14 protein-coding genes are annotated in these 17,376 nt (G+C 59.1%); 9 read left to right on the forward strand and 5 right to left on the reverse strand.

Translation table 11 applies throughout. The annotated features are described in order from the left end of the window. The first annotated feature begins 164 nt into the window (after positions 1-164). On the forward strand, positions 165-1,649 hold the full coding sequence (prpD, locus tag KGB28_RS24775; protein ID WP_223448264.1) for a 2-methylcitrate dehydratase: 1,485 nt from the start codon (positions 165-167) through the stop codon (positions 1,647-1,649). A 150-nt stretch (positions 1,650-1,799) separates the two neighbouring features. Here prpD and KGB28_RS24780 read toward each other — a convergent pair whose 3' ends face one another. After that, a complete protein-coding gene (locus KGB28_RS24780) occupies positions 1,800-2,618 on the reverse strand; it encodes a pyruvate, water dikinase regulatory protein (protein WP_150724649.1) in 819 nt (272 codons plus the stop codon). 173 nt (positions 2,619-2,791) lie between these two features. On the opposite strand from KGB28_RS24780, the gene ppsA reads away from it, so the two are divergent. The 8 genes from ppsA to KGB28_RS24820 all read left to right on the forward strand — a co-directional run bounded on the left by ppsA (position 2,792) and on the right by KGB28_RS24820 (position 10,961). Continuing rightward, positions 2,792-5,167: a phosphoenolpyruvate synthase gene (ppsA, locus tag KGB28_RS24785; RefSeq protein WP_223448265.1), complete on the forward strand. Its 2,376-nt coding sequence runs from the start codon at positions 2,792-2,794 to the stop codon at positions 5,165-5,167. Positions 5,168-5,363: 196 nt separating this feature from the next. Continuing rightward, positions 5,364-6,353, forward strand: a complete 990-nt coding sequence (locus KGB28_RS24790) for an alpha/beta fold hydrolase (protein ID WP_223448266.1) — start codon at positions 5,364-5,366, stop codon at positions 6,351-6,353. Between the two features lie 140 nt (positions 6,354-6,493). Continuing rightward, the gene (rraA, locus tag KGB28_RS24795; protein WP_223448277.1) at positions 6,494-6,982 is read left to right on the forward strand and encodes a ribonuclease E activity regulator RraA; all 489 of its coding nucleotides are present in this window, start codon (positions 6,494-6,496) and stop codon (positions 6,980-6,982) included. A gap of 27 nt (positions 6,983-7,009) precedes the next feature. Continuing rightward, complete coding sequence (locus tag KGB28_RS24800) at positions 7,010-8,005, forward strand: zinc transporter ZntB (protein ID WP_223448267.1); 996 nt, start codon at positions 7,010-7,012, stop codon at positions 8,003-8,005. A 63-nt stretch (positions 8,006-8,068) separates the two neighbouring features. Continuing rightward, a complete protein-coding gene (locus KGB28_RS24805; protein WP_007996720.1) occupies positions 8,069-8,317 on the forward strand; it encodes a hypothetical protein in 249 nt (82 codons plus the stop codon). Between the two features lie 2 nt (positions 8,318-8,319). Next, on the forward strand, positions 8,320-9,144 hold the full coding sequence (locus KGB28_RS24810; protein WP_008048604.1) for a mechanosensitive ion channel family protein: 825 nt from the start codon (positions 8,320-8,322) through the stop codon (positions 9,142-9,144). Positions 9,145-9,234: 90 nt separating this feature from the next. Continuing rightward, the gene (sigX, locus tag KGB28_RS24815; protein ID WP_150753300.1) at positions 9,235-9,825 is read left to right on the forward strand and encodes an RNA polymerase sigma factor SigX; all 591 of its coding nucleotides are present in this window, start codon (positions 9,235-9,237) and stop codon (positions 9,823-9,825) included. 107 nt (positions 9,826-9,932) lie between these two features. Beyond that, a complete protein-coding gene (locus KGB28_RS24820; protein WP_150724654.1) occupies positions 9,933-10,961 on the forward strand; it encodes an OmpA family protein in 1,029 nt (342 codons plus the stop codon). Positions 10,962-11,034: 73 nt separating this feature from the next. Here KGB28_RS24820 and cobA read toward each other — a convergent pair whose 3' ends face one another. From cobA to nirB, 4 genes are read right to left on the reverse strand one after another with little or no spacing between them, the layout of a single operon-like run. Continuing rightward, positions 11,035-11,799, reverse strand: coding sequence for a uroporphyrinogen-III C-methyltransferase (gene cobA, locus KGB28_RS24825; protein ID WP_223448268.1), 765 nt, complete (start codon positions 11,797-11,799; stop codon positions 11,035-11,037). 10 nt (positions 11,800-11,809) lie between these two features. Beyond that, positions 11,810-14,527, reverse strand: a complete 2,718-nt coding sequence (locus KGB28_RS24830; protein ID WP_223448269.1) for a nitrate reductase — start codon at positions 14,525-14,527, stop codon at positions 11,810-11,812. Then, entirely contained in the window at positions 14,527-14,844 is a 318-nt protein-coding gene (nirD, locus tag KGB28_RS24835) for a nitrite reductase small subunit NirD (RefSeq protein ID WP_223448270.1), read from the reverse strand. Before nirD ends, KGB28_RS24830 begins: the two co-directional genes overlap by 1 nt. Further along, complete coding sequence (gene nirB, locus KGB28_RS24840; protein WP_223448271.1) at positions 14,841-17,294, reverse strand: nitrite reductase large subunit NirB; 2,454 nt, start codon at positions 17,292-17,294, stop codon at positions 14,841-14,843. Before nirB ends, nirD begins: the two co-directional genes overlap by 4 nt. Positions 17,295-17,376: the final 82 nt, after the last annotated feature.

The following is a 17,376-nucleotide window of genomic DNA, read 5'->3' on the forward strand; positions in this document are numbered from 1 at the left end:
AAGGCGGTGAATCGGGCAATATTGATGTCGACTGACACACCGTCTTCGCGAGCAAGCCCGCTCCCACATTTTGAATGCAATACCAAAACAAGAAAGTAGTAACCCGCTGAGAATGCCCTGAACCGAGGTCCCATCAACGACCCACTTCATAGAGTGAATCGAACATGAGCGCCAACGTCGACCTGAACAACCGACCCGACTACGACCAGGTCCTGCAGGATATTGCCGACTACGTTCTGAACTACAAGATTGAGTCCGAGCAAGCGCTGGACACCGCGCGCAACTGCCTGATCGATACCTTGGGTTGCGGCTTGCTGGCCCTGCGTTTTCCCGAGTGCACCAAGCATTTGGGGCCCGTGGTAGAAGGTACTGTCGTGCCGTTCGGCGCCCGGGTACCGGGGACCAGTTACCGACTCGATCCGGTGAAGGCGGCGTGGGACATCGGCTGCATTGTGCGCTGGCTCGACTACAACGACACCTGGCTCGCGGCCGAGTGGGGGCATCCGTCGGACAACCTCGGCGGTATTCTCGCGGTAGCCGACCATTTATCACAAAAGCACCTGGCCAATGGCGAGGCGCCGTTGACCGTGCGCACGGTGCTTGAGGCGATGATCATGGCCCATGAGATTCAGGGCGTGATCGCGCTGGAAAACTCGTTCAATCGTGTCGGCCTCGATCACGTCATCCTGGTGAAGGTCGCCTCGACTGCGGTCATCGCCAAACTGATGGGCGCCAATCGCGAGCAGTTGTTGTCGGCGTTGTCCCACGCTTTTGCTGACGGTCAGGCGTTGCGCACGTATCGGCATGCGCCGAATGCGGGATCGCGAAAGTCCTGGGCAGCAGGTGATGCATCCAGCCGTGGCGTGCGCCTGGCGGACATCGCTATGCGCGGCGAGATGGGCATCCCCGGCGTATTGAGTGCCAAGCAGTGGGGTTTTTACGACGTACTGTTCAGCCACACCAATAGCGATCTGGCACTCAAGCCTGAAGACAAGCGCGGGTTCAGTTTCTCGCGGCCGTACGGCAGTTATGTGATGGAAAATGTGCTGTTCAAGATCAGTTTCCCGGCCGAGTTTCACGCGCAAACCGCATGTGAAGCGGCGGTGATCCTGCATCCGCAAGTGCGCAATCGTCTGCACGAAATCGACCGGATCGTCATCACCACTCATGAGTCGGCGATTCGCATCATTTCCAAGGTCGGTCCGCTGGCCAATGCCGCCGACCGCGATCACTGCATCCAGTACATGACCGCCGTGCCGCTGGCCTTCGGCAACCTGGTTGCGGAGTACTACGAAGACGATTTCCACCAGGCGCATCCGATCATCGATGTGCTGCGCGAGAAAATGGTCATCGTCGAAGAGCCGCGCTACACCCGTGAATATCTGGAGGCCGACAAGCGCTCGATTGCCAATGCGGTGCAGGTGTTTTTCAAGGACGGTTCGAGCACGGAAAACGTCGTCGTGGAATACCCGATTGGGCATCGTCGGCGTCGGGCTGAAGGTATTCCGTTGCTGGAGGACAAGTTCAAGGCGAACTTGCTGACACGATTCGCGGGTCAGCGCAGCGAGGAGATTTTCGCGCTGTGCAAGGATCAGCAAAAACTTGAGGCGACACCGGTGAACCGGTTTGTGGATTTGTTTGTTATCTAGGAGACCGCGTTATCGTTCTTCGCGAGCAAGTCGGATCGCCGCACCGCCGCTCCCACATTGGATCTACAGTGCGCACAAAATTTGTGTACGGCGCAAATCCAGTGTGGGAGCGGGTTTGCTCGCGAAAGCGGTAGCTCAGGCACCGAAAAACTATTTGAACCGCCGCTCCACACCTTTCTCCACGAGAATCTTCGCGGAGATTTCTTCCACGGAAAAATGCGTGGAGTTGATGTGCGGGATGTTTGCGCGGCGGAACAGGTTCTCGACCTCGCGCACTTCGAACTCGCACTGGGCGTAGCTCGAATAGCGGCTGTTGGGTTTGCGCTCGTTGCGGATCGCGGTGAGACGGTCCGGGTCGATGGTCAGACCGAACAGCTTGTGCTGGTGGGCGCGCAGGGCGGACGGCAGTTGCAGGCGTTCCATGTCGTCTTCGGTCAGCGGGTAGTTGGCTGCGCGGATACCGAATTGCATGGCCATGTACAGGCACGTCGGCGTCTTACCACATCGCGACACGCCCACTAGTATCAGGTCGGCCTTGTCGTAATAGTGCGTGCGGGCGCCGTCGTCGTTGTCGAGGGCGAAGTTCACCGCTTCGATACGCTCCATGTAATTGGTGTTGGAGCCGATGGAGTGGGATTTGCCCACGGTGTAGGAAGAATGCTCGGTCAGTTCCTGTTCAAGCGGTGCCAGGAACGTCGAGAAAATGTCGATCATGAAACCATTCGAGGTTGCGAGAATCTCACGAATGTCCTGATTGACGATGGTGTCGAAGATAATCGGACGGAAGCCGTCTGTTTCGGCGGCTTTGTTGATTTGTTGTACCATGGCCCGCGCTTTGTCCACGTTGTCGATGTACGGCCGCGTGACTTTGCTGAAGGTAATGTTTTCGAACTGCGCCAAAAGGCTTTGACCCAGGGTTTCGGCGGTAATGCCGGTACCATCGGAGATAAAGAAAGCAGATCGTTTCATTTGCACCTTGGGCCTTAAGCTAGTGACGAATCTTGGATATGATAGGCGCGGTTTGCCGGCCGCCATTGGCCCGCATTCTCACTTATTTTCCAGGTCCAGGCCATATAGCCGGTAAACGCTCCCCCGAGCAGCCGGTTTTGAGCTTTTCCAACACAGTTAGTGGAGAGATCACCTTGGTAGAGTACGTAGTTTCCCTCGATAAGCTCGGCGTCCATGATGTAGAGCATGTGGGGGGCAAGAACGCATCCCTCGGCGAGATGATCAGCAATCTGGCAGGCGCCGGTGTATCGGTGCCCGGTGGCTTCGCCACGACCGCTCAGGCTTATCGTGATTTCCTGGAGTTGAGCGGCCTGAACCAGCAGATTCATGACGCACTCGATGCCCTGGACGTCGATGACGTGAATGCCCTGGCCAAGACCGGTGCCCAGATCCGCCAATGGATCATGGAAGCCGAGTTCCCTGAAAAACTGAATGCCGAAATTCGTACCGCGTTCGCCACGCTGTCCGCCGGCAACCCTGACATGGCCGTGGCCGTGCGTTCTTCGGCCACCGCCGAAGACTTGCCGGACGCATCCTTTGCCGGCCAGCAGGAAACCTTCCTGAACATCCGTGGTGTCGAAAACGTCATTCGCGCCGCCAAAGAGGTGTTCGCCTCGTTGTTCAACGACCGTGCCATTTCCTACCGCGTGCACCAGGGCTTCGACCACAAGCTGGTTGCCCTGTCCGCTGGCGTGCAGCGCATGGTTCGTTCCGAAACCGGCACCGCCGGTGTGATGTTCACCCTCGATACCGAATCGGGCTTCCGTGACGTGGTGTTCATCACCGGCGCCTACGGCCTGGGTGAAACCGTCGTGCAAGGCGCGGTGAACCCGGATGAGTTCTACGTCCACAAGGGCACGCTGGCGGCCGGTCGTCCGGCCATCCTGCGTCGCAACCTGGGCAGCAAGGCCATCAAGATGATCTACGGCGACGAAGCCAAGGCCGGTCGTTCGGTGAAGACCGTCGACGTGGACAAGGCTGAGCGCGCGCGTTTCTGCCTGAGCGACGCCGAAGTCAGCGAGCTGGCCAAGCAGGCGATGATCATCGAGAAGCACTACAAGTGCCCGATGGACATCGAGTGGGCCAAGGACGGTGACGACGGCAAGCTGTACATCGTGCAGGCACGTCCGGAAACCGTGAAGAGCCGCACCCAGGCCAACGTCATGGAACGTTACCTGCTGAAGGAAACCGGCACCGTGCTGGTGGAAGGCCGCGCCATTGGCCAGCGCATCGGCGCCGGCAAGGTCCGCATCATCAAGGACGTGTCCGAGATGGACAAGGTCCAGCCAGGCGACGTACTGGTTTCCGACATGACCGACCCGGACTGGGAACCGGTCATGAAGCGCGCCAGCGCGATCGTCACCAACCGTGGCGGCCGTACTTGCCACGCGGCGATCATCGCCCGTGAGCTGGGTATTCCAGCGGTAGTAGGTTGCGGCAACGCCACCCAGCTGTTGAAAGACGGCCAGGGCGTGACCGTTTCCTGCGCTGAAGGCGACACCGGTTTCATCTTCGAAGGCGAACTGGGCTTCGACATCAAGAAGAACTCCGTGGACGCCATGCCGGAGCTGCCGTTCAAGATCATGATGAACGTCGGCAACCCGGATCGCGCCTTCGACTTCGCGCAGCTGCCGAACGCCGGTGTGGGCCTGGCCCGTCTGGAGTTCATCATCAACCGCATGATCGGCGTGCACCCCAAGGCACTGCTGAACTACGACGGTCTGCCACTGGACATCAAGGAAAGCGTCGACAAGCGCATCGCCGGTTACGACGATCCGGTCGGTTTCTATGTCGAGAAACTGGTCGAAGGCATCAGCACCCTGGCTGCAGCTTTCTGGCCGAAGAAAGTCATCGTGCGCCTGTCGGACTTCAAGTCCAACGAATACGCCAACCTGATCGGCGGCAAGCTGTACGAGCCGGAAGAAGAGAACCCGATGCTGGGCTTCCGCGGTGCGTCGCGTTACATCAGCGAATCGTTCCGCGACTGCTTCGAACTCGAATGCCGTGCTCTGAAGCGTGTGCGCAACGAGATGGGCCTGACCAACGTCGAAATCATGGTGCCGTTCGTCCGTACCTTGGGCGAAGCGAGCCAAGTGGTCGATCTGCTGGCGGAAAACGGCCTGGCCCGTGGCCAGAACGGCCTGCGCGTGATCATGATGTGCGAACTGCCGTCCAACGCCATCCTGGCTGAAGAATTCCTCGAGTTCTTCGACGGTTTCTCCATCGGCTCCAACGACCTGACCCAGCTGACCCTGGGCCTGGACCGTGACTCCGGGATCATTGCGCACCTGTTCGACGAGCGAAATCCGGCGGTCAAGAAGCTCCTGGCCAATGCCATTGCCGCGTGCAACAAGGCCGGCAAATACATCGGCATCTGCGGTCAGGGTCCTTCGGACCACCCGGACCTGGCCAAGTGGCTGATGGAGCAGGGCATTGAAAGCGTTTCGTTGAACCCGGACTCCGTACTGGAAACCTGGTTCTTCCTGGCTGAAGGTCAAGCTTCGGCCTGATCCGGTGTAAACGGGCCGTGCCTTTGTAGGAGCGAGCTTGCTCGCGATGGACGCCAACGATAACGCGTTTATCCTGGATAATCGTGGTGTCCTGAAGTTCTTCGCGAGCGGGGCTCGCTCCTACAGGGAGCGGTCTTTTTGAGATTCAAGCAGGGCGGGCTCCATCCGGATGCCGCCCTTTTTTGTGCAAGAGATTATGCAAAGCAGCAGCAACCTATTTCCTGTCGCTTTGATCAGCGCCGAACGGCGCGGCGATCTGAGCGAAGATGTGTATCGTTTGAAACCCGGTAACAGCCCCGACTTCACCGTCGAACTGGCTGTGACACGCCTTGGCATGGCCGATGAACTGGCAACCCGTGGCGTGCCGGTGATCCTGCTGCACGGCAGCTTTTCCAATCGACGGTTCTGGTTTTCCCCCAAGGGCCTGGGATTGGGCGCTTACCTGGCCCGCCTGGGATTCGACGTCTGGATTCCGGAAATGCGCGGTCACGGCCTGTCCCAGCGTAACCACGACTACCGCAAGAACCGTGTCGCCGACTACGCACGCTATGACCTGCCGGCCATTGGCGCGTTCGTGCGTGAACAGAGCGGGCAGGTGCCGCACTGGATCGGTCACTCGCTGGGTGGTACTACACTGGCCGCAGCGCTGGGTGGCGAGTACATCGGTGAGCAGGTCGTGGCCTCGGCGGCGTTTTTCGGTACACAAGTCAGCCGCACCTACTGGCCATTGAAGATTCCGCCGGTGGAGTGGAGCGGTCGCTTCATTCTCAAGCGTTTTGCCCAGTTGTCCGGCTCAAGGCTCAAGCGCGGCCCGGAGGACGAGCCCATCGGCCTGGCCCTGGAAAGCATGCGCTGGTTTGGCTTGTTCGGGCGCTTCGGCGATGCCGACAAGGACTGGTGGGCAGGCCTGGCCGAGGTCAAGTTGCCCGTACTGGCGGTCAGTGCCGCGGGTGATCATCAGGACCCGGCCTGGGCGTGTCGCAAGTTGTTCGATCAGGTCGGTTCGCAGCACAAGCAATTCATCAATCTGGGGCGCGAGCAGGGCTTCGGCGACAATTTCGGTCACGTGGAGATGCTCGTCAGCAAGGCAGCCCAGGCTGAAGTCTGGCCATTGGTGACTCGCTGGTTGGCTGATCAGCAGACACCTTTGCCAGGCGCACAACAGGATTTGGCTGCGGCAATCTGAACCTGACGCTCTAACAAGGGCATTTCGCTCTGATCGGCTTGCGGCTAAGATATGACGCATTGAGCTGTTCCGGTCACTTTCCGTGACTGAGTCATCACTGATGTTCGTGCTGTCTTCCTCTTTACAGGAGTTTCTCGATGATCCATTACCTCACGCCTGACCTGTGCGACGCCTATCCGGAACTGGTGCAGGTGCTGGAACCGATGTTCAGCAATTTCGGCGGCCGTGATTCGTTCGGCGGCGAAATCGTGACCATCAAGTGCTTCGAAGACAACTCGCGGGTCAAGGAGCAAGTCGAGCTCAAGGGGGATGGCAAAGTGCTGGTGGTAGACGGTGGCGGTTCCCTGCGTCATGCGTTGCTGGGTGACATGCTGGCCGAGAAAGCCGCGAAAAACGGTTGGGAAGGGCTGGTGATCTACGGTTGCATCCGTGACGTCGATATCATCGCACAGACCGATCTGGGCGTTCAGGCCCTCGCCAGCCACCCGAGGAAATCCGACAGGCGCGGGCTCGGCGATCTGAACGTTGTGGTGACGTTTGCCGGTGTGACGTTCCGTCCAGGCGAATACATTTATGCGGACAACAATGGCGTGATCATCTCGCCAATCCCGCTGAAGATGCCTGAATAAAACGTTGAGCCAGCCAAAGGGGTGAGGATGTTCGAGGAAGAAAACGCGCAATGGGGGCTGGTGCATGCCCTGGTGCTGGACGGTAGAGGCGGCGCGCGTTCGATTGCCCGGACTGAACTCGATGACTTGCAGCTGCAGGCCGATGAAAGCCTGTGGCTGCACTGGGATCGCAGTCATCCGCAAACCCGGACCTGGTTACGCAAATCCAGCGGTCTGAGCGAGTTCAGCTGTGACCTGTTACTCGAAGAAAACACCCGTCCGCGACTTTTACAACTTTCGGACAGCGAACTGCTGCTATTTTTGCGCGGGGTCAATCTGAACCCCGGTGCCGAACCGGAAGACATGGTGTCGGTGCGGATCTTCGGCTCTGCCCAGCGTGTCATTTCCCTGCGTTTGCGTCCGTTGCGTGCCACTGAAGAGTTGCTGGTGCAACTGTCCGAAGGCAAGGGGCCGAAAACAGCCTCCGAACTCATCCTTTGCATGGCGCAGTACCTCACCAACAAGGTGCAGGATCTGGTCAGTGACCTCTCGGAAGTGGTCGATGAGGAAGAAGAAAAGCTGGATGCCGACGAACGGTATACTCCTGAGCACGGGGCGGTTTTGCAGATTCGTCGCCGGGCGGCTGCGTTGAAGCGTTTTCTCGCTCCGCAGCGGGACATTTTCGGTCAACTGACTCGGATCAAATTGCCCTGGTTTGTCGAGGACGATGGCGATTACTGGAACGAATTGAACAACAGCCTGACCCGTTATCTCGAAGAGCTCGAGTTGACCCGGGAGCGCGTGGGGCTTGTGCTGGAGGCGGAAGACCGGCGATTGAGCCTGCGCATGAGTCGCACGATGTATCGCTTCGGTGTCATCACCGGGATCTTTTTGCCAATGAGTTTTCTGACCGGGCTTTTGGGGATCAACGTCGGTGGCATTCCATTCTCTGCGAGCCCGTATGGTTTCCTGATCGCTTGCCTTTTGGTGGTCTCGGTGGCGTTGGGGCAGTGGTGGTTGTACCGACGTTTGCGCTGGGTCTGACGGACAGTCATGTGACCCGAGCAATTTTCACCGCGTCTTTCACAGACATCACGAGAGGTGCGTATGCACGATCCGTTTGAACAGTCTTTACGCGACATGCTCAAGGCCTCACCGTCCACCCGGGACGACGATGCGTGCCTTGGGCGCGTGCTGAAAACCGCCAACCGTCAGGTCGGCGCCGGTGATTTGTTCAGCCTGCTGGGGCGCTGGCTGCCCGCACTGATGATCGCCCTGAATAACGGATCGGCCCATGTCGCGCCGGTATCCCGTCTTCGTAAACCTGCTGCCCGCACTGCTGATAAGGCTGATTGAATATGGAACTTGATCTCTGGACTCAGAGCCTCGTCACTGCAATGACTGCGTTGTGGACCAAGGTTGCGAACTTCATTCCGAACCTGTTCGGCGCTCTGGTTGTGCTGCTGCTGGGTTTTGTCGTGGCCAAGCTGCTCGACACCTTGCTCTCCAAGTTGCTCGCCAAACTGGGCCTTGACCGCTTGATGGGGGGCACCGGCCTCACCAAATTGCTGTCCCGTGCTGGATTGCAAGTTCCTATTTCGACCCTGATCGGCAAGATCGTCTATTGGTTCGTTCTGCTCATTTTTCTGGTTTCTGCCGCGGAATCCCTTGGACTTGAGCGAGTTTCAGCTACGCTGGATATGCTTGCGTTGTATTTGCCGAAGGTATTCGGCGCGGCGCTGGTGTTGCTGGTAGGTGTCTTGCTGGCGCAACTGGCCAACGGGCTGGTGCGCGGAGCGGCAGAAGGCGTAGGTCTGGACTATGCTTCAGGGCTTGGACGAATTGCCCAGGGCCTGGTGATCATCATCAGTATTTCGGTTGCGATCAGCCAGTTGGAGGTCAAGACTGACCTGCTGAACCATGTGATCGTGATTGTGTTGATAACCGTTGGTCTGGCGGTAGCGCTGGCCATGGGGTTGGGAAGCCGGGAAATTGCCGGCCAGATTCTTGCGGGAATCTACGTGCGTGAGCTGTACCAGGTTGGGCAACAAGTGCGTGTTGGCGAGGTCGAAGGCCAGATCGAAGAGATCGGCACGGTTAAAACCACATTGCTGACCGATGAGGGTGAGCTAGTCTCTCTTTCCAATCGGATCCTCCTTGAGCAGCATGTGAGTAGCCGCTAACCCGGCAAACCCTGCTAATGTATGCCGCCGCAAAATGCCTGCTGAAGCTGGCTGCGGCGGACATTGACCTGACTGTCGGCCCGACTTGTTTTGAATAAAGCCCAATCGCTATCCATGCGCTACGACCCCCGCGAGCTCTCTGATGAGGAGTTGGTCGCGCGCGCGCATTCCGAGCTGTTTCACGTAACACGCGCCTATGAAGAACTGATGCGGCGTTACCAGCGGACATTATTTAATGTGTGTGCACGGTATCTCGGGAACGATCGCGACGCAGACGATGTCTGTCAGGAGGTCATGTTAAAGGTGCTGTATGGCCTGAAGAACTTCGAAGGTAAATCGAAGTTCAAGACATGGCTATATAGCATCACGTACAACGAGTGCATCACACAGTATCGCAAGGAACGGCGAAAGCGTCGCTTGATGGACGCTTTGAGTCTTGACCCCCTCGAGGAAGCGTCCGAAGAAAAGACGCCGAAACCTGAGGAAAAGGGCGGACTTGATCGCTGGTTGGTGTATGTGAACCCGATTGACCGTGAAATTTTGGTGCTACGATTTGTCGCAGAGCTGGAGTTTCAGGAAATCGCAGACATCATGCATATGGGTTTGAGTGCAACAAAAATGCGGTACAAACGCGCTCTAGATAAATTGCGTGAGAAATTTGCAGGCATTGCTGAAACTTAGTTCAGCGCAAATATCTCTTACGTGTAGGCAAGTTCTGTTAGACTTGCCGCCGAGTTGTCCCCCGGTTTGCGGGACTGCTTCACAATCACCAGATGGGGATTTAACGGATGAAACTGAAAAACACCTTGGGCTTGGCCATTGGTACTCTTATTGCCGCTACTTCGTTCGGCGCATTGGCACAGGGCCAAGGCGCAGTTGAAATCGAAGGCTACGCAAAGAAGCAATATTTCGATAGCGACCGTAACTTCAAGAACGACGGCATCCTGCCGGGTGGTTCTATCGGTTACTTCCTGACTGACGACGTTGAACTGCGTCTGGCCTATGACGAAGTGCACAACGCCGTTACCAACGACGGCAAGAACGTAAAGGGCGCGAACACCGCTCTGGACGCTCTGTACCACTTCAACAACCCAGGTGACATGCTGCGTCCTTACGTCTCGGGCGGTTTCTCCGACCAGAGCATCGACCAGTTCGGTTCGAACAGCCGTGACCGTTCCACCTTCGCCAACGTTGGCGGCGGTGCCAAGCTGTACTTCACCGACAACTTCTACGCCCGTGCTGGCGTTGAAGCTCAGTACAACATCGACCAGGGTAACACCGAGTGGGCTCCTAGCGTCGGTGTCGGTGTAAACTTCGGCGGCGGCAGCAAGCCGGTTGCTCCAGCTCCAGTACCAGAAGTTTGCTCCGACAGCGACAACGATGGCGTTTGCGACAACGTTGACAAGTGCCCGGACACCCCGGCCAACGTAACTGTTGACGCTGATGGCTGCCCAGCTGTTGCTGAAGTCGTTCGTGTAGAGCTGGACGTGAAGTTCGACTTCGACAAGTCGGTAGTCAAGCCAAACAGCTACGGCGACATCAAGAACCTGGCTGACTTCATGACGCAGTACCCATCCACCACCACTACTGTTGAAGGTCACACTGACTCCGTCGGTCCTGACGCTTACAACCAGAAACTGTCCGAGCGTCGTGCAAACGCCGTTAAGCAAGTTCTGACCAACCAGTACGGTGTTGAGTCGTCCCGCGTTCAGTCCGTTGGCTACGGCGAATCCCGCCCAGTTGCTGACAACAAAACTGAAGCTGGTCGCGCTGTTAACCGTCGCGTAGAAGCGCAGGTTGAAGCTCAAGCTAAGTAATTAGCTCGCAGCTCTGAAAAGCCCGGCTCAGGCCGGGCTTTTCTTTGTCTGCGATTTGGTGAAACAGCTGAAACTACGCTGACTGATCTGCCGCCATCGCAGGTAAATCACGCTCCCAAAGGGATTGAGTTGCACAGGTTGCCACTGCACCGATCACCAGTATGGCAGGGCTTTTCAGTTGGAATCTGTAGGCAGCTTCATCCATGTCTGTGAGAGTGCTCCGACATTCCCGTTGATGGGGCAAAGAGGCGTTTTCAATCATGGCCACGGGCGTATCCGTCGCCATGCCGCCGGCCAACAGCTGCTCACGGATTTCACCGAGCTTGGCCACTCCCATGTAAATCACCAACGTCGTTCCGCCTTGGGCCAGTGCCTGCCAGTTCAATTGGCTGTCGTCCTGGGTGTGTGCGGTGACCAGCGTGACACCACGGGCGACACCGCGCAAAGTCAGCGGAATATCGCATTGCGTTGCCCCCGCCAGCCCGGCAGTGATGCCGTTGACCAGCTCGGCTTCGACCCCACGCTCACGCAGCCACTGCGCCTCTTCACCACCTCGACCGAAAATGCACGGATCGCCGCCCTTGAGCCGCGCCACGCATTTGCCCTGCCGGGCATAACGAAGCATCAGGCGATGGATGAACGCTTGCGGGGTGGAGCGGCAGCCGCCGCGCTTGCCTACCGGGATGATCCGCGCCCCAGGGCAATGCTCGAGTACCGCGACATTGACCAGATCATCGATCAGCACCACATCAGCCTCGCGCAAGGCGCGTACCGCTTTCAACGTGAGCAACTCCGGATCACCCGGGCCCGCACCTACCAGCCAGACTTTTGCACTCATAGTGTTTTCCTCACGAGAAGACGGTGACTGGTTGCGCCGTGGCAGCCAGCAGACGTTTGATTTCCGGAACGCAGGACCCGCATTGCGTGCCGCAACCCAGTTCCTGCTTGAGTCCCTGCAAGTCCAGGCCACGGCTGATGCCGGCGCAGATCGCGTTCTGGCCGACGTTCTTGCAATTGCACAGGATCTTGTTCGCGTTGACGGGCGCGTCGAGATTGCCCGGTGGTGCGCTCAGCGGCGCAAGCAGCCAGCGCCGCAGTTGCTGGTCCGCGCGACCTTCGAGCCACAGCCCCTGCAACCAGTGCTGGGCAAGGGTTTCACCGGCCAATCGAATGGCAGTGATCCGGCCATTTTCGATTCGCACGCGCTTGCCAATGGCCCGTCGAGGGTCGTCGTAAGCCAGTACCGGGCCGTCATCGAGCGCCAGGTTTTTATCGATTTCGCTTAGCAGCTCTGCCGAAGGTGCTGAAGTATTGGCAGCCCGTACAAGCAGGGCAGGGCGCTCACGGCCAACCAGGCTGAGGCTGACGTAGGAAAATGCCTCGCATAGCGGTCGTAGCGTCTCAAAATGCCGTTGAACATCGCCCTCGATCAGTGCGAACAGTTTCCAGGGCAAATCCACCGGATCCAGGCGAACGCCGCTGTGTTTAAGTTCGGGCTGTTTCGACAAAGGATCGAAGGCGGGCAGGGTGAGGCTGTTCACCCCGCCCTTGAGAAAACGGTCACCCCAATGCATCGGCAAAAAGGCCTGGCCCGGGCGCACGCTGTCATCGCTGGCAACCGCGACGACGACTGCGCCGCGGCGGCTTTTCAGGCTGACCAGATCCCCCGGCTGCAGGCGATGGCGACGCAGTTCGTCCGGGTGCAGGCTCAACTCCGCTTCGCTGACATGGCCGAATAACTGCGCGGCGGTGCCGGTGCGGCTCATGCCGTGCCATTGATCGCGCAGGCGACCGGTGATCAGGGTCAGCGGGAAGCGTGCATCGCGTTGCTCTTTGGCGGCGCGGTATGGATCGGCCACGAACTGTGCGCGCCCATTGGCAGTGGCAAATTTCCCGTCGACGTAAAGCCGTGCCGTGCCTTCAACGGCACCCGCCGGGAAGGGCCACTGCTGCGGGCCGAGATGATCGATCAGTGCATGGCTGATACCGGACAGATCCAGATCGCGACCGTGAGTCAGATGTTTGTATTCATCAAAGACCTGAGCGGGATTATCAAATTCAAACAGGCTGGTTTGGCCGGGACGCAGGTGTTTTTCCAGGCGTTGTGCGAAATCTACGGTGATTGCCCAGTCCGGCCGCGCCTCACCCGGTGCGACGATTGCCTGGCGTACGTGGGAAATGCGCCGCTCGGAGTTGGTCACGCAACCTTCCTTTTCCCCCCAACTGGCGGCGGGCAGCAGAAGGTCGGCAAACTTCGCGGTTTCAGTGGTGCTAAAGGCTTCCTGCAACACCACGAACGGGCAGGCTTGCAGGGCTTCGCGAACGGCTGTCTGGTCCGGCATGGATTGCGCGGGGTTGGTACAGGCGATCCACAACGCCTTGATCTTGCCGTTGCGCACTTGCTCGAACAGCTCGATCGCGCTGAGCCCGGGATTTTCCGGTAGTTGCTCGACGCCCCAGTAGGACGCCACTTGCGCACGGTGTTGTGCATTGGCGGCGTCACGGTGGCCGGGCAGCAGGTTGGACAAACTGCCGGTTTCCCGCCCGCCCATGGCATTTGGCTGACCGGTGAGGGAGAAAGGTCCGGCGCCGGGACGACCGATCTGACCGGTGGCCAGGTGCAGATTGATCAGTGCACTGTTTTTCGCGCTGCCGGCGGTGGACTGGTTAAGCCCCATGCACCACAGCGACAGAAAGCTCGGTGACGTGCCGATCCACTCGGCACATTGCTGCAATTGCTCGAGGCTGATTCCGCAGAGCTGCGAAACCATTTGCGGCGTGTAGTCACGCACCAGGTTTTTCAGCTCGGCCAGGCCGTCGGTGTGGTCCCGGATAAAGTCACGGTCGATCCAGTCTTCCCACAGCAGCAGATGCAAAATCCCATGGAACAGGGCGACATCGGTGCCCGGCAAGATCGCCAGGTGCAGGTCAGCCAGATCGCAGGTGTCTGTGCGACGTGGGTCAATGACGATGACCTTCATCTGCGGCCGGCGGGATTTGGCGGCTTCCAGCCGGCGAAACAGCACCGGGTGGGCATAGGCCATGTTGCTGCCGACGATCATCACGCAATCGCTCAGCTCCAGGTCTTCGTAGCTGCACGGTGGGGCGTCGGCACCCAGGCTGCGCTTGTAGCCAACCACCGCCGAAGACATGCACAGGCGCGAATTGCTATCGATGTTGTTGGTACCTACCAGGGCACGTGCCAGCTTGTTGAAGGCGTAGTAGTCCTCGGTCAACAGTTGCCCGGAAATGTAGAACGCGACGCTGTCCGGGCCATGTTCGGCAATGGTCGCGGCAAACACGCTGGTGGCGTGATCGAGGGCGGTATCCCAGTCGGTGCGGTGGCGGGCCAGGCCTTTGCCGAGGCGCAGTTCGGGGTACAGCGCCCGCGCCGTCAAGTCGCCGGTCAGGTGCAGGGTCGAACCCTTGCTGCACAGTTTGCCGAAATTGGCCGGGTGCGCCGGGTCGCCGCTGACGCCGAGGATGTGCTCGCCGTCGTGCTCGATCAGCACGCCGCAGCCGACCCCGCAGTAACAGCAGGTGGATGCAGTGATCTGGCGGTCCATCAGCCTGCATCCCGCAGGGCCAGCATCACCCGGCCATTTTCCACCCGGGCCAGATGGTGATGGGCACAGCCGATATCCGGGGCCAGGGCTTCGCCGCTTTGCAGGTCGATTTGCCAGTTGTGCAACGGGCAGGCCACCCGCTTGCCGTAGACCAGGCCTTGGGACAACGGACCGCCCTTGTGCGGGCAGCGGTCGTCAAGGGCGAACACTTCGTCGTCGCTGGTACGAAAAATCGCGATGTCTCCCTTTGGCCCGGTGATGATCCGCGAGCCCAGGGCATTGATATCTTCCAGTGCGCAGATATCCAGCCAGTTCATGCCAGCACCTCCAGGTTTTTCACGGGGATGACGTCGAATTCTTTTTTCAGCTGTGGCTGTTCCAGGCGCTCCTTCCACGGGTCCTGTTCGAACGACAGCGAGAACTGCAGGCGATCGTTGAGCGCCTTGCGCCGCTCCGGATCTTCCAGCACGGCTTTCTTGATGTGTTCCATGCCGACCCGTTGCAGGTAGTGCACGGTGCGTTCGAGGTAGAAGGCTTCTTCGCGATAGAGCTGCAGGAACGCACCGTTGTATTCGCGCACTTCTTCGGCGGTCTTCAGCTTGACGAAGAATTCCGCGACTTCGGTCTTGATCCCGCCGTTGCCTCCGATGTACATCTCCCAGCCGGAGTCCACACCGATAATTCCCACATCCTTGATACCGGCTTCCGAGCAGTTGCGCGGGCATCCGGAGACAGCCAGCTTCACCTTGTGCGGCGACCACATGTTGAACAGGTCATGTTCCAGTTCAATGCCAAGTTGTGTGGAGTTCTGGGTGCCAAAGCGGCAGAACTCGCTGCCGACGCAGGTTTTCACCGTGCGGATGGATTTGCCGTAGGCGTGGCCGGACGGCATGTCCAGGTCTTTCCACACCCCCGGCAGGTCTTGCTTGCGAATGCCCAGCAAGTCGATGCGCTGGCCACCGGTGACCTTGACCATCGGCACGTTGTACTTGTCGGCGACGTCGGCAATGCGCCGCAGCTCTGAAGGATTGGTCACACCGCCCCACATCCGTGGGACTACCGAGTAGGTGCCGTCTTTCTGAATGTTGGCGTGGGCCCTTTCGTTGATCAGACGCGATTGCGGATCGTCCTTGGCTTCCCCTGGCCAGGTGGAAATCAGGTAGTAGTTGAGCGCCGGGCGGCAGGTGGCGCAGCCGTTGGGTGTGCGCCAGTTCAGGTAGCTCATGGTGCCGGCGATGGTCAGCAGGTGCTGCTCGCGGATGGCCTGGCGGATTTGCCCGTGGTTGAGGTCGCTGCAGCCGCAGATGGCCTTTTCGCTTTTCGGTTTGACGTCCGCCGCGCCGCCCACGGTGTTGATCAGGATCTGTTCGACGAGGCCGGCGCAGGAGCCGCAGGAGCTGGCAGCCTTGGTGTGTTTCTTGACGTCGTCGACACTGAACAGTCCGTGTTCCTGAATGGCCTTGACGATGGTGCCCTTGCACACACCGTTGCAGCCGCAGACTTCGGCCGTGTCGGCCATGCTCATGGCTTTGTCCTGGCCTTGATGTCCTACATCGCCCAAAGCGTTTTCGCCAAACATCAGGTGATCGCGAATTTCGCCGATGGCGTGATTCTCACGGATTTGCCGGAAATACCAGCCGCCGTCTGCCGTATCGCCGTACAGGCAGGCGCCGACCAGCACGTCATCCTTGATCACCAATTTCTTGTAGACCCCGCCAATCGGGTCCGAGAGGGTGATGGTCTCGGTGCCTTCGCCGCCCATGAAGTCGCCGGCGGAGAACAGGTCGATGCCGGTGACCTTCAGTTTGGTCGAGGTCACCGACCCCTTGTAGGTGGCAAAACCCAGTTGGGCGAGGTGGTTGGCGCAGACCTTGGCCTGTTCGAACAGCGGCGCCACCAAACCATAGGCGATGCCGCGGTGGCTGGCACACTCGCCGATGGCATAGATCCGTGGGTCGTAGGTTTGCAGTGTGTCGTTGACCAGAATCCCGCGGCTGCACGGAATGCCGGATTTCTCCGCCAGTTCGGTATTGGGGCGAATGCCGGCAGCCATCACGACCAGGTCGGCGGGGATGATGTCGCCGTTCTTGAATTGCACCGAACCGACCCGGCCATTGCCCGCGTCGTGCAAGGCCTGGGTCTGCTCGCACAGGCGAAAGTGCAGGCCGCGAGATTCCAGCGCGCTTTGCAGTAGCTGGCCGCTGGTCTTGTCCAGTTGCCGTTCCAGCAACCACTCGCCGATATGCACCACGGTGACGTGCATGCCCCGCAGCATCAGGCCGTTGGCGGCTTCGAGGCCGAGCAGGCCGCCACCAATCACCACGGCGTGCCGATGGGTTTTCGCGGTGTCGATCATGGCCTGGGTGTCGGCGATGTCGCGGTAGCCGATCACGCCCTCAAGGGTGTTGCCGGGAATGGGCAGGATGAAGGGCGTCGAGCCGGTGGCAATCAGCAGGCGATCGTATTCGGCTTCGCTGCCGTCTTCGGCAATGACCCGGCGCCTGACCCGGTCGATCTCCACCACCTTGCGGTTGAGCAGCAGCTTGATGTTGTTTTCCAGGTACCAGTCCAGGTCGTTGAGCACGATCTCTTCGAAGGTCTGTTCGCCCGCCAGCACCGGCGACAAGAGGATGCGGTTGTAGTTGGTGTGCGGTTCGGCGCCGAAGACCGTGATGTCGTACAGCTCAGTGCTCAGTTTGAGCAGCTCTTCCAGGGTCCGGACCCCGGCCATGCCGTTGCCGATCATCACCAGTTTTAGTTTTTTCATCAGGTTCTCCGGGGAGCTCAGGCCTGCCTCATCAGGGTTCAGGCCATGCTCGACAAATTTTGCGCAAACAAAAAAAGGCGTC

It is taken from the genome of Pseudomonas sp. BF-R-19 (assembly GCF_019956445.1).
GTDB classification, from domain to species: Bacteria; Pseudomonadota; Gammaproteobacteria; order Pseudomonadales; family Pseudomonadaceae; genus Aquipseudomonas; species Aquipseudomonas fluorescens_BH.